General features: G+C 62.9%; 12 protein-coding genes. 6 read left to right on the forward strand and 6 right to left on the reverse strand.

Annotated features, from left to right (window positions below):
* Positions 1-23 precede the first annotated feature (23 nt).
* The 3 genes from K3557_RS12260 to K3557_RS12270 all read left to right on the forward strand — a co-directional run bounded on the left by K3557_RS12260 (position 24) and on the right by K3557_RS12270 (position 3,793).
* On the forward strand, positions 24-479 hold the full coding sequence (locus tag K3557_RS12260; RefSeq protein WP_027259655.1) for an Lrp/AsnC family transcriptional regulator: 456 nt from the start codon (positions 24-26) through the stop codon (positions 477-479).
* 66 nt (positions 480-545) lie between these two features.
* Positions 546-1,766, forward strand: coding sequence for a PAS domain-containing protein (locus K3557_RS12265; RefSeq protein WP_259994175.1), 1,221 nt, complete (start codon positions 546-548; stop codon positions 1,764-1,766).
* Positions 1,767-1,900: 134 nt separating this feature from the next.
* The gene (locus K3557_RS12270; protein WP_259994176.1) at positions 1,901-3,793 is read left to right on the forward strand and encodes a cation:proton antiporter; all 1,893 of its coding nucleotides are present in this window, start codon (positions 1,901-1,903) and stop codon (positions 3,791-3,793) included.
* Positions 3,794-3,846: 53 nt separating this feature from the next.
* Here the strand turns inward: K3557_RS12270 and cobT are convergent, their stop codons facing one another.
* Entirely contained in the window at positions 3,847-4,863 is a 1,017-nt protein-coding gene (cobT, locus tag K3557_RS12275; protein WP_259994177.1) for a nicotinate-nucleotide--dimethylbenzimidazole phosphoribosyltransferase, read from the reverse strand.
* A gap of 101 nt (positions 4,864-4,964) precedes the next feature.
* Here cobT and cobS point away from each other — a divergent pair, with 101 nt between their 5' ends.
* A complete protein-coding gene (gene cobS, locus K3557_RS12280) occupies positions 4,965-5,723 on the forward strand; it encodes an adenosylcobinamide-GDP ribazoletransferase (RefSeq protein WP_259994178.1) in 759 nt (252 codons plus the stop codon).
* Positions 5,724-5,795: 72 nt separating this feature from the next.
* Here the strand turns inward: cobS and K3557_RS12285 are convergent, their stop codons facing one another.
* The 5 genes from K3557_RS12285 to K3557_RS12305 all read right to left on the reverse strand — a co-directional run bounded on the left by K3557_RS12285 (position 5,796) and on the right by K3557_RS12305 (position 10,916).
* Positions 5,796-6,308 carry a CarD family transcriptional regulator gene (locus K3557_RS12285; RefSeq protein ID WP_024090807.1) on the reverse strand — a complete coding sequence of 171 codons (513 nt, stop codon included), beginning with the start codon at positions 6,306-6,308 and terminating at the stop codon, positions 5,796-5,798.
* 301 nt (positions 6,309-6,609) lie between these two features.
* Positions 6,610-6,948, reverse strand: a complete 339-nt coding sequence (fdxA, locus tag K3557_RS12290) for a ferredoxin FdxA (RefSeq protein WP_024090808.1) — start codon at positions 6,946-6,948, stop codon at positions 6,610-6,612.
* 62 nt (positions 6,949-7,010) lie between these two features.
* The gene (locus tag K3557_RS12295) at positions 7,011-7,385 is read right to left on the reverse strand and encodes an RNA-binding S4 domain-containing protein (RefSeq protein ID WP_259994179.1); all 375 of its coding nucleotides are present in this window, start codon (positions 7,383-7,385) and stop codon (positions 7,011-7,013) included.
* 7 nt (positions 7,386-7,392) lie between these two features.
* Positions 7,393-10,323, reverse strand: a complete 2,931-nt coding sequence (locus tag K3557_RS12300; protein ID WP_259994180.1) for a helicase-related protein — start codon at positions 10,321-10,323, stop codon at positions 7,393-7,395.
* A 26-nt stretch (positions 10,324-10,349) separates the two neighbouring features.
* Positions 10,350-10,916, reverse strand: coding sequence for a tetratricopeptide repeat protein (locus K3557_RS12305; protein ID WP_259994181.1), 567 nt, complete (start codon positions 10,914-10,916; stop codon positions 10,350-10,352).
* Between the two features lie 101 nt (positions 10,917-11,017).
* Here K3557_RS12305 and K3557_RS12310 point away from each other — a divergent pair, with 101 nt between their 5' ends.
* The gene (locus tag K3557_RS12310; protein ID WP_259986146.1) at positions 11,018-11,308 is read left to right on the forward strand and encodes an SCP2 sterol-binding domain-containing protein; all 291 of its coding nucleotides are present in this window, start codon (positions 11,018-11,020) and stop codon (positions 11,306-11,308) included.
* Complete coding sequence (locus K3557_RS12315; protein WP_259994182.1) at positions 11,308-12,270, forward strand: alpha/beta fold hydrolase; 963 nt, start codon at positions 11,308-11,310, stop codon at positions 12,268-12,270. Before K3557_RS12310 ends, K3557_RS12315 begins: the two co-directional genes overlap by 1 nt.
* The last annotated feature ends 4 nt before the right edge of the window (positions 12,271-12,274 follow it).

Below are 12,274 nucleotides of genomic sequence, written 5' to 3' on the forward strand. Positions count from 1 at the left end.
GGCCAAAAACGGAAAAAACACGCATGCTGGACCCAACAGATACCAAGCTGCTTGCAGCGCTTCAGAAAAATGCCCATCTCACCGCGCAGGAATTGGGCGAGATGCTCAACCTTTCCCCCAGCCAGGCCGGGCGGCGGCGGCAGCGGCTGGAGGCAGAAGGGTATATCCAAGGGTATTCGGCCCGGCTTGACCCCGCCAGGCTGGGGCTGTCGGTGCAGGGGTTTGTGCAGGTTCATCTGGGCAGTCACGGCCCCGAACAATCCAAGGGGTTCGCCCGGCTGGTGGCCAGCCAGCCGGAAATCACCTCGGCCTGGACGATGACCGGAGAGGCTGATTACCTGCTGCGCGTCTATTGCGCCGATCTGGAGGCGCTGAACACACTTATCCACGGCATCCTGCTGCCCCATCCCGCTGTTTCCAGGGTCCAGAGTCAGATCGTAATGGCACAATTAAAACGTGATGCACCGCTGCCGACTTAACCATCCGGGAAGGAATTGGCGGTAAAGATGCACTAACGAATTCTGTAACCGAAAGTGGAACGTGCTGTGTCTATTGTTGACCGCCGAATTGAAACGCGTCCGACCAGCGGCGAAGCCCCGTTTGGCCTCAATGAGGTGTTCTTTTCCAGGACCAACGACCGCGGTATAATCCAAGCCGGTAACTATGTGTTCCGCCGGGTTGGCGCCTACACTTGGGACGAGCTGATCGGCGCCCCGCACAAGGTGATCCGCCATCCGGACATGCCCAAGGGGGTGTTCTCACTGTTCTGGGACACCATCCAGCGCGGCGAATTCATGGGTGCCTACGTCAAGAACAAGTCTAAGGACGGGCTGTATTATTGGGTATTTGCCGTGGTGGTGCCCTGCCAGGACGGCTATCTTTCCGCCCGCATCAAGCCAAGCAGCGCCTTGTTTGCCGAGGTGCGCAATCTCTATGCGACAATGCTCAAGCGGGAGACCGAACAGGACGTCACCCCGGAGGACAGCGCGCAATATCTGCTCGATTGGCTGAACAGCCAGGGCTACGAGAACTACCACCAGTTTGCCGCTCACGCGCTGAGCCAGGAACTGATCTCGCGCGATAAGGGCCTGAACCAGCCGCCCCACGCCCGGATCCAAGAGCTGACGGGCATGCTGCGCAACGCTGAAACCCTGGTGGAAGAGACCGAAGGGCTGATCACAGATTTCGACGCAATGCACACGATCCCGCATAACCTGCGGGTGCTGGCGTCGCGGATTGAGCCTTCGGGCGGCCCGGTCACGGTGCTGTCGCAGAACTACGGGTCCATGTCACGCGAGATGTCGGATTGGTTCGGCGCCCATGTGATGGGCGAGAACAGCAATTTCGCCAAAATCAAGGCTTCGGTGAACAGCAGCCTGTTTGTCGAAGGCATGGCGCGTATTCTGGTCGAATGCGACAATCAGCTGCAAAAGGAACGCCGCGACCTGGGTGAGGCCGATATGGAAACCGAGCGCGGGATCCTGGGCGACCTGGTAAAAGACCAGGTCAAGCGTTCGCAGGACGGCATGAAAGAAGTGGACGAAGAAGCCGCGCGCATCACCAGCGCCTGCCAGATCATGCACCGGCATTTTCTTGGTCTCAGCTCCACCCGGGTGCTGCTTAAGATCGAAAGTGCAAGGCTGACCGATTCCGGCGAAACACTGGCTGATATCATTGATCAGCTGGGCGGCTTCCAGGAACGGATTTCGCGGCGGCTGGACCGGATCGGCAAGCTGAGCGAAGAGATTCGCCTGCTCGAACAATAGCGGTCCCGGAGAATAGCAAACCCGCACAAAAATCCGTCAATGACTGCTGCTGGCAGGCACCGGATTGCCGTAACAGACCGCCGCGGCCGGCAAAGCCATTGCCAAGGCACCGGCAGGCGCGCGATACCTGAAATATGGAAGAGTTTTTTTACCAAGCAACCATTTATCTGGGCGCCGCAGTCATTGCGGTGCCTCTGGCTGCGCGCCTTGGGCTTGGCTCGGTTCTGGGGTACCTGGCTGCGGGCATTGCCATCGGCCCGATCTTTGGCCTGACCGGCACCGAAACCGAGGATTTGCGCCACTTCGCCGAGTTCGGCGTAGTGATGATGCTGTTTCTGATCGGGCTGGAGCTGGAACCGCGCGCCCTCTGGGCCATGCGGGATAAGCTGATCGGCTTAGGCGGCATGCAGGTCACGGCCTCAACCGCTGTCCTGATGGGCGCAGCCATGGCCGCAGGCGAACCCTGGCATGTCAGCCTGGCGGTCGGGCTGGCGCTGTCGCTGTCTTCCACGGCGATTGTTCTGCAGACGCTGTCGGAAAAGGGGCTGATGCGCACCGGCGGCGGCCGTTCTGCGTTTTCGGTGCTGCTGACCCAGGATATCGCGGTGATCCCGATCCTCGCTTTCCTGCCGCTGCTGGGCAGCTATGCGATCCCCCAGTTTGCCTCCGATGGCTCCATCATCCGGGATGGCGCAGACGGCCATGGCGGCGGTCACGGGTCGCTGTCGCTGGTGGATGGTTTGCCCGGCTGGGCGGTGGCGCTGGTCACCCTGGCCGCCATCGCCTTTATCATCCTGGCGGGTATTTACCTGACGCGGCCGCTGTTCCGGTTCATTCACGCCTCCAACCTGCGTGAAATGTACACAGCCCTGGCGCTGATGATTGTGGTCAGTATCTCCTTCCTGATGACGCTGGTCGGCCTTTCTCCGGCGCTTGGCGCTTTTCTGGCCGGGGTGGTGCTGGCCAACTCCGAATTCCGGCACGAGATGGAAAGCGACCTTAACCCCTTCAAGGGGCTGCTTTTGGGGCTGTTCTTCATCACCGTCGGCGCGGGCATCAACTACCGCCAGTTTCTTGCCGACCCTGGCGATCTGATCGGCCTGGCGCTGCTGGTGATCTTTGCCAAAGGGGCGGTGCTGTTTGCCGTCGGCCGTGCCTTTGGCCTGCGCCGCCGCCGCTTGTGGCTGTTCACCCTCAGCCTGGCCCAGGCCGGCGAGTTCGGCTTTGTGCTGCTGGCTTTTTCCACCCAGCTGAACGTGATTCCGGCGGCGCTTTCAGAAAAGCTGTTGCTGGTGATTGCCTTGTCGATGCTGATCACCCCGCTGTTGTTCATCGCCTATGACCTGTTGTCCAAACGCATGGGCGACGCCCGGCAGGAGCATGAACCCGACGAGATTGACGAGGAAGGGCCGGTGATCATCGCGGGCATCGGCCGTTTCGGCCAGATCGTCAACCGGCTGGTGCAGGCCAGCGGTTTCAAAACCGTGGTGCTGGACCATGATATGGAGGCGGTGCAGCTGATGCGCCGTTTCGGGGTCAAAAGCTTCCTTGGCGACCCAACCCGGCCGGAACTGCTGAAAGCCGCCGGCATTGCCAAGGCAAAGGTTTTTGTGGTGGCGCTGGATGACCCGGAAGGCGTGGTCAAGATGGTCACCTATGTGCGCCGGGCCTATCCGGATCTGCACATCATCGCCCGCGCCAAGGACCGCAACCATGTCTACGAACTGTATAAAGCCGGCGCCGATGACATCGTGCGCGAGATGTTCGACAGCTCTGTGCGTGCGGGCCGCTATGTGCTGGAGAACGTCGGCCTCAGCGAATATGAGGCGGCGCAGGCGGCGCAGACCTTTTATGCGCATGACCGCGCCAACCTGCGCGACCTTGCCCAGCACTGGATCCCTGGCGTGCCCGCCAGCCAGAACCCGGCCTATATAGACCGCGCCCGGGAGCTGGAGAAAGCCATCGAAAGCGCGATTTTTGAGATGGCCGAACGCAAGCGCAAGAAGTCCACCAAAGCCGCCGAATGACCAAAGGCCCGGGGTGGATCCGGGCCTTGCGGAAAAGATCTGGACGGGGCTGTTCAGCCGTCCGTCACCCCCGCCTCGGCAAAGGTCGCCATGCCACTGTGGCAGGCAACGGCGCCTTTCAGCACTTGGATCGCCAGCGCCGCACCGGAGGCCTCGCCCAGACGCAGGCCCAGCGACAACAGCGGCTGCTTGCCCAGCTTCGCCAGCAGCGCCGGATGCGCCCCCTCGGCGCTTTGATGGCCGGCCACTGCGTGGTCCAGCGTGCCGTCTGCGGTTTGCAACAGGCAGGCCGCCGCAGCGCAGCAGATAAATCCGTCCAGGATCACCGGGATATGCAGCACGCGCGCGGCAGCGATGGCGCCCGCCATGGCAGCAATTTCGCGTCCGCCCAGGCAGGCCAGCGCATCCAGCCCGTCGTTGATCCTGCCCTGATGCAGTGCAACGCCTTCGGCCACCACGCGGATTTTATTCGCAAGCCCCGCCTCATCCACACCGGTGCCGCGCCCGGTCCAATCCGCCGCCTCGCCGCCGAACAGCGCACAGGCCAGGGCGGCGGCAGGGGTGGTATTGCCGATGCCCATTTCGCCGACCACCAGCAGGTCAGCGCTTGGGTCCACCGCCTCCCAGCCGGTTTGCAGCGCAGCCAGCAGCTCATCGCCGCTCATCGCGGGCCCTTGGGTGAAATCGGCGGTCGGGCGCTCCAGCTCCAGCGCATGCACATCCATGCGGGCGCCGGCCAGCCTGGCCAGCTGGTTGATGGCCGCGCCGCCATGTTCGAAGTTGATCACCATCTGGGCGGTGACTTCCGGCGGAAAGGCAGAAACCCCCTGTGCCGTCACACCATGGTTGCCGGCAAAGACGATCACCTGCGGTGCGGTGATTTCCGGCCTATCGCTGCCGCGCCAGCCGCCGTACCAGATGGCCAGCTCCTCCAACCGGCCCAAGGCACCGGGCGGCTTGGTCAGCTGGGTGTTGCGCGCAGCCGCACCGTCCAATGCGGCCTGGTCCTGCGCGGGCGCACTGGCCAGTGCGGCGCGAAAATCATCAAGGGAGGAAAGCTGTGGCAGCATGTGAAAGCCTCGTTGCATCTGGGCGCGGGACGCGGATAAAGCGGATGGCAATCTGTTTAACGGCTGACGGCAGTGCCGCAAGCCCCGCAATAGGCCCGTAAATGCGAAAAAACGACATCCAGGCAAATGACATCCTGCTGGCGCTGGTTCTGCTGACCCGGCTGCCTTTGCCGCATCTGCCTGCGACGGCTTTTCAGCGGCAGGCCAAGGCGGTCTGGGCGTTTCCGCTGGCCGGGCTTGCCGTCAGCCTGCCGGCGGCGCTGATTGCATCTTTTGCATTGCACATGAGCCTGCCCGCCGCGGTCGCCGCAGGACTGGCGCTGGCGGTTCAGGTGATGCTGTCAGGCGCCATGCATGAGGACGGGCTGGCCGATACTGCCGACGGGCTGTGGGGCGGGTTCACCCGGGACCGGCGGCTGGAGATTATGAAGGACAGCCGCATCGGCGCCTATGGCGTGATTGCCCTGATCCTTGGGTTCGGCCTGCGCTGGAGCGCCCTGGCGGCGCTGATCGCCGCAGCAGGTGCCTGGCCGCTGCTGGCCTTGGCCATGCTGAGCCGGGCAGTAATGCCGGCGCTGATGCTGGCACTGCCAAACGCGCGCGCTGCCGGACTGTCGCAAACCGTGGGCCGTCCCCGCGCCCTGCCCTGTTTTCTGGCGGCCCTGCTGGCCATTGTCCTGTCGCTGCCGCTGATTGGCGCTGCGGCGTGGCCTGCGGCCTTGGCCATGGGTGCGTCTGCCCTGGGTTTGGGGGCGCTGGCCAAGGCCAGGATCGGCGGCCAGACCGGGGACATTCTGGGGGCAGCCCAGCAAATCGCCGAGATTGCCGGCCTGCTCACGCTTCTCGCACTCTGCAGCTGAGCCGGACCGTCTCATGAAAAAGGCCGCGCCCACGAGGGGCACGGCCTTTCAATGACTGATTATTGCAGATGCTTATGCTGCAACGCGGGAGGTCAGAACCTCATCCACCTGCTTGGCGGCCGCAATCTCGTCGTTGCCGGATACTGCTGCAACTTCGCGGGTCAGGCGCTCAAGTGCGGCTTCGTACAACTGACGCTCGGAGTAGCTTTGTTCGCGCTGGTCGTCGGTGCGGTGCAGGTCGCGCACCACTTCGGCGATCGAGATCAGGTCGCCGGAGTTGATCTTTTGCTCATATTCCTGGGCGCGGCGCGACCACATGGCGCGTTTGACCTTGGCCTTGCCCTTCAGCGTTTTCATCGCCTGGGCAATCACGTCCGGCGAGCTGAGCGAGCGCATCCCCACTTCGGTTGCCTTGTTGGTCGGCACCCGCAGGGTCATCTTGTCTTTTTCAAAGGTGATCACGAAAAGCTCCAGCGCAAAGCCGGCCACTTCCTGCTCCTCGATCGAGATGATCTGGCCCACGCCATGCGCCGGGTAGACAACATACTCATTAGGGCGGAATTCGAGCTTCTTCGATTTGGTCATACAGGTTATTCCTTACTCATAGCCGGGCGGCTCCGGCATTTTAGCGAACAAAATGCCCGGCCCCGGTCAGTTTGATTTGACCAGCCCCCAGGACATTTTATCCGCAGAAATACCGCCCAATCTGCGCACCACTGCTGGCGTGCGCCAGGGGCGGACTCCGATTGTTTATGTCTTTTGCCCTTTAAGCATACCACAAAAAAGGGCCGCCCGAAAGGCGGCCTGCAGATCAGGGTCCGTTAAAACCCCATGCGATGCGGCGGTTTCCCGCAAATTTGCGGCATCGCCCCGATCAGGCAGAGAATCAGCCGCCTTCGCCGGGCGCTTCGGAGAAATACTTCTCCATCTTGCCCTCTTCGCCGTCGCGTTCCTCGTAGCCCGGCATCGGGTCTTTCTTGGAGACGATGACCGGCCACAGTTCAGAGTATTTGCGGTTGAACTCGACCCATTTGTCCATGTCCGGCTCGGTATCCGGGCGGATTGCATCTGCTGGGCATTCCGGTTCGCAGACGCCGCAATCGATGCATTCGTCGGGGTGGATCACCAGAGTGTTCTCGCCCTCGTAAAAGCAATCCACCGGGCATACCTCGACACAGTCGGTGTATTTGCAGGCGATGCAGTTTTCCGTCACGACATAGGTCATAATACCGAGTCCCGTTTTCCGTTTGCGCCTAGCTAATCCAGACCGGCGACGGCTTCAAGCCGTCAAAGGGTATCCTGCTTGCGAGTAAGATCAAGCGCTCTGCGGGCTTTTTTGTCCGGCCGGCCTTTTCCTTCGAACCTGGGATTGGCCGGAATTTTTTCCTGCTTTTCCGTCATATCGAAGTACAGTGCCTGGGCTTCGGGCGCCGGGCCGCGGCGTTCGCCGATGGCCTCGACCCGCACCACGCGGATCATTTTGGCCTGGGCAAAGGTCAGAACGTCACCCGGGGCGACGTTCTGAGCCGGTTTCAAGGTCTTGGTGCCGTTGAGGCGCACATGGCCCGCGCTGACCTGTTTCGCGGCCAGGCTGCGGGTTTTGAAAAACCGCGCATGCCATAGCCACTTGTCGATGCGGATCTTGGGCGCGCCCTCGGTCATGGCAGGATCAGTCGCCCTGTTTCAGCCCCATCAGCGCGGCGGCAAAGGGGTTGTCGGGGTCGATCTGCTTTTCCTTCCTGGCAGGGCGCGCGGAATAGGTCTTGGCGCCCTGATCCTGACGCGGACCGCCCTTGCGGCCCGGTTTGCCGCGCGGGCCGCCTTCGCGGTCGCCGCCTTTGGCGCCGCGCGGTTTGCCCTTGCCTGCCGGCTTGCCGTCGCCCTGCGGACGGCGGTTCTGCTGGCGCTGGCCGCCCTGGCGTCCGCCCCGGTTGCCGCCCCAGGTGAAAGTGAAGAAGACTTCCATTTCCGGTTCGGCAGCAGCATCCGCTTCAGCAGCCGCTTCGGGCTTGGCTTCTGCACTATCTTCCGCAGGTGCCGTGTCTTCCGCAGGTGCGGCCTCGGCCTCAGCGGCGGGAGCTTCGGCAGCGGCGTCTTCAGCAGGTGCTGCATCCGCAGCTTCAACAGCCGGCTCTTCCGTTGCAGGTGCCGCGTCACCAGCTGCTTCAGCAGGCTTGACCTCAGCTTCAGCAGGTTTCGCTTCCGCTTCCGCCGCAACCGGCTTCACTTTCTGGCGCTCGCCCTTTTCGGCCTTGTAACCCAGACCCTGCATCAGGTCGGCGAACTGCTCCAGCGTCATGCCGGTGATCGACAGCATGTCAGCCTTGGCTTCAAAACCGCCGCGGCTGTCTTCGCCGCGCAGCATGTCGGCCAGACGTTCCAGCATATCGATGCGGATCATCCGTTCACCCGCCGCGCGGTAGCCGGACATGGTGTCATAGCCGTCGGGCGCGTCCTTGGCGGAGGGCACCGTGACCAGACCGGGAGGCGGCGATTCGGGGAAATCCTGCAAACCCTTGACCAGCGACCACAGCACCAGCCGCAGACGGGTCGGTGCGGGCTTCAGCAAGAGCGGCATGAAAATGGTGAACTGGCCGAAACGGATGCCATGCTTGCGCAGCGCGCCGCGGGCGTCCTGGTCCAGGTCCTTCACCTCTTGCGCGATGCTTGCACGCGGCAGCACGCCAAGGTTTTCGACCATACGGAACGCAAAACCACGGGCCAGGCCGGTCAGCTCTTCGTCCTTTTGCAAGGCCAGCAGCGGCTCAAACAGCGCGTTGATCTTGCGGGTGATGAAATGCAGCAGGCGGCGTTCCACCTTCTGGGCGACATCCGGCCCGGCGGACTCGTCCACAAAGACCTCGATCTGCGGGGTCAGCGCGTCGGCGCCGGCAACCAGTTTGCCCACCGCATGTTCGCCCCACATCAGGCCGCCCTGTTCGGTGTAATCGATCTCGGTATCGGGCGCGTTATAGAACCGGTCCGCACGCAGATGGAATTGCGGCGCCAGCGCCTGCAGCGAGGCCGCCTTCAAGGCCTTGGCCTCGGCACCCTGCGCGCTTTTGTCCGGGCTGAACCGGAACCCCTCGAGACGGCCGACGAATTCGCCTTCAACCGTCACTTCACCCTTGTCATTCACTTCGGCCAAAAGGGCCTCCTTCTGTTTGAGCCGGCGCAGCAGCACAGACGTGCGCCGGTCCACAAATCTTTGCGTCAAGCGCTCGTGCAGAGCATCTGACAACCTGTCTTCTACAGCGCGCGTCTCTCCGCGCCAATGGCTTTCGTCACGCAGCCAGCCATTCCTTTGCGCGACATAAGTCCACGTGCGGATAAATGCCAGCCGCTTGGACAATGTGTCGATGTTGCCGTCAGTGCGGTCAATTCGCTTTATCTGGCGGGCCATCCAGTCGTCCGGCACCACGCCGCCGCCCTGGAGATGTTCAAAAATCACCCCCAGAAGCGAGGCATGTTCGGCCTGGGAGATGCCGCGGAAATCGGGAATCCGGCAGATATCCCACAACAGTTTCACCGATTGCGCGTTGGTGGTGCGCGAGATCACGGCGGATTCGCGCGACAGCATTTTCAGCGCGCCCAGGTCATCCGCCTCGCGCGCTTTGATCAGGTTTTCGTCCGAAGGGCTTGATTCGAGCGAGTGGATCAGCGCCTCAACCGTGCCGAACTGCAGATCCGCAGACCGCCAGTTGAGTTTCTTCAGCGGCGTGAACTGGTGGTTCATGATCGCAGACGCCGTGCCCTCGTCCAGGGGCCGCGCATCGCCGGTCACACCAAAGGTGCCGTGGCTCATCCCGCGGCCTGCACGGCCGGCGATCTGCGCCAACTCATTCGGGGCCAGCTCGCGCATCCGGCGGCCGTCGAATTTGCGGGTCGAGGAAAACGCCACATGGTCGATATCCAGGTTCAGCCCCATTCCGATGGCATCAGTGGCGACCAGGTAATCCACCTCGCCATTCTGATATAGCTCCACCTGGGCATTGCGTGTGCGGGGGCTAAGCGCCCCCATCACCACCGCCGCGCCGCCCTTCTGGCGGCGGATCAGCTCGGCAATCGCATAGACATTATCAACCGAAAACCCGACAATTGCAGTGCGCGGCGGCATCCGGCTTATCTTTTTCGAACCCGCATAGACCAGATCCGACATCCGCTCGCGGCGGTGGAACTCCACCCCGGGCACCAGCGCCGAAATCGGCCCGCGCATGGTGTCGGCGCCCAGGAACAGTGTCTCCAGCGTGCCGCGGGCGCGCAGCAGGCGATTGGTAAAGACATGGCCGCGCTCGGGATCGGCACAAAGCTGGATCTCGTCGATCGCCAGGAAGTCGCAGCCCATGCCCTCGGGCATCGCCTCCACCGTGCAGATCCAATATTTCGCGCGCGGCGGCACGATGCGTTCCTCGCCGGTGACCAGCGCCACCACCGACGGCCCGCGCGCCGCCACCACCTTGTCATAGACCTCGCGCGCCAGAAGCCGCAGCGGAAAGCCCATGACGCCGGTGCGGTAGCCCAGCATCCGTTCAATGGCGTAATGTGTTTTGCCGGTATTGGTCGGGCCCAGAACGGCCACGATCCGCGATGCGCTTGCCATTGCTTCAGCCCCCGCCCCGATGGGGCTTACAGTTCCCGGCCCTCGGCCAAGGGCGCCAATCGTTTGAGGGCGCTGCTTACGTCCTCGTGGTGCGGATGTATAGCCTTGGCCCGCTGATAGGCTTGATAGGCGCGTTCAGGATTGCGGAATTGCTCGAACAACGCGCCCAGCGCGTAGATCGCGTTGTAATCCATCGGGTTCAGCGCCAGCGCGCGTTCCAGATCCGCCACCGAAGGCCCGTAAAGCCCCAGCGCGAAATAGACGCGGGCCCGTTCGTACCAGCCGCGGGCAAATTCCGGCGCATGATCGGTCAGCGCGGTCAGATGCTCCGCTGCCTGCTGCAAATCGCCGCGCTCCAGCGCGTCGGTACCGCGCCGCAGCAGCAGATCCATCGCAGGCGAGCCGCTTTTGGCCCAAAGCGCCTGCAGCTCGCGGTCGATGGCCGCAGCCTCGGAGAGTTCCGACACGGCCAGGTCCTGCAGCAGCGCATCGGCGGAATGCTGCTGTGCCGCGCCGGCCCCAGGCAAGGAATACGTGACTGTGACTGCCGTTGCCGCCACGATAGCTTTGAGCTTTGGGAGATTTGCCAGCATGATGCCCCCAGTGTAATCCAGCGCGCGGCAAATTCCAGTATTGGATGCAAATGCTTCACAGATTTGTGCTATGAAGCGCGCAAAACAGATTGAGGACGGACATGAGCGATACCCTGGCACAAGCGGCAGAGACCCTGAACAGCAAACTGGACGCAGGCGAATTTGACGCCTCCGCAAAATTCGAGATCGAGGGGCTGGGCTCCATCGTGCTTGACGGCGCAGGCGCCCGCGTCAGCGACGAAGACACCGATGTCACCATGAAAGCCGACGCCGACACGTTCCAGTCGATCCTTGAGGGCGATTTGAACCCCACCGCCGCCTTCATGTCCGGCAAGCTGACCATCGATGGTGACATGGGCACCGCGATGAAGCTGGCCTCGGCCCTGTCCTGATGGACGGCGCCCCGGTGGAGCCGCAGCCTGCCCCCCTGTTTGCGGATATCGCGCAGGGGCCTGCGGGCGGTGCGGCCCATTGGGTGCACACCTCGGACGGCCTGCGTATCCGCGCAGGCCACTGGCGACCGGAAGGAGCGGCAAAGGGCACGGTCCTGCTGTTCCCCGGCCGTACTGAATACATCGAAAAATACGGCCTGGCCGCGGCGGAATTTGCGGATCGCGGATTTGCTACCCTCACCGTGGACTGGCGCGGCCAGGGGCTGGCGGACCGGACCCTGGCTGAGCGCCGCCTGGGCCATGTCGAAGATTTCAGCGACTTCCAGAAGGACGTGCAGGCGCTGACCGGGCTGGCCGAACAACTGGACCTGCCGAAACCCTGGTTTCTGGTCGGCCATTCCATGGGCGGCGCCATCGGGTTGCGCGCGCTGATGCAGGGGCTAAAGGTCAACGCCTGCTGTTTTACCGGCCCGATGTGGGGCATCCAGATCCCGCCGCTGCTGCGCCCCCTGGCCAGTTTTCTAAGCGGCGTTGCGCCGTTTTTGCGGCTGGACAAATTGCTGCTGCCGACCACGGCGCTGGAACAATATGTGCAGATCACGCCGTTCGAGGGCAACACACTGACCACCGATCCGGACATGTACCGGATGATGCATGCCCAACTGGCTGCACAGCCCGATCTGGCGCTTGGCGGCCCCACCGTCCAATGGCTGCGCGTCAGCCTGCAGGACTGCGCCTGGCTGGCCGGACAGCCCTCGCCCGCCCTGCCCTGCATCACCTTTGCTGGCTCGGACGAGCAGATCGTCGACACCAAGGCCATCCACGACCGGATGGCGCGCTGGCCGGGCGGCGAGCTGGACCTGATCAAGGGTGCCCAGCACGAGGTACTGATGGAAACCCCGGAAATCCGCGCGCATGTGTTTTCCAGCATGTGCCGCCTGTTTGAACAGTACCGCGGCTGATCGC

The sequence above is a fragment of the Leisingera sp. M523 genome, assembly GCF_025141335.1.
In the GTDB taxonomy this organism is placed as follows: domain Bacteria; phylum Pseudomonadota; class Alphaproteobacteria; order Rhodobacterales; family Rhodobacteraceae; genus Leisingera.

Excerpts from the sequence above, each read along its gene's own strand:
- K3557_RS12260 (WP_027259655.1), top strand. The coding sequence starts at position 24 with ATGCTGGACCCAACAGATACCAAGCTGCTTGCAGCGCTTCAGAAAAAT.
- K3557_RS12270 (WP_259994176.1), top strand. The coding sequence starts at position 1,901 with ATGGAAGAGTTTTTTTACCAAGCAACCATTTATCTGGGCGCCGCAGTC.
- cobT (WP_259994177.1), bottom strand. The coding sequence starts at position 4,863 with ATGCTGCCACAGCTTTCCTCCCTTGATGATTTTCGCGCCGCACTGGCC.
- cobS (WP_259994178.1), top strand. The coding sequence starts at position 4,965 with ATGCGAAAAAACGACATCCAGGCAAATGACATCCTGCTGGCGCTGGTT.
- K3557_RS12285 (WP_024090807.1), bottom strand. The coding sequence starts at position 6,308 with ATGACCAAATCGAAGAAGCTCGAATTCCGCCCTAATGAGTATGTTGTC.
- fdxA (WP_024090808.1), bottom strand. The coding sequence starts at position 6,948 with ATGACCTATGTCGTGACGGAAAACTGCATCGCCTGCAAATACACCGAC.
- K3557_RS12295 (WP_259994179.1), bottom strand. The coding sequence starts at position 7,385 with ATGACCGAGGGCGCGCCCAAGATCCGCATCGACAAGTGGCTATGGCAT.
- K3557_RS12300 (WP_259994180.1), bottom strand. The coding sequence starts at position 10,323 with ATGGCAAGCGCATCGCGGATCGTGGCCGTTCTGGGCCCGACCAATACC.
- K3557_RS12305 (WP_259994181.1), bottom strand. The coding sequence starts at position 10,916 with ATGCTGGCAAATCTCCCAAAGCTCAAAGCTATCGTGGCGGCAACGGCA.
- K3557_RS12310 (WP_259986146.1), top strand. The coding sequence starts at position 11,018 with ATGAGCGATACCCTGGCACAAGCGGCAGAGACCCTGAACAGCAAACTG.
- K3557_RS12315 (WP_259994182.1), top strand. The coding sequence starts at position 11,308 with ATGGACGGCGCCCCGGTGGAGCCGCAGCCTGCCCCCCTGTTTGCGGAT.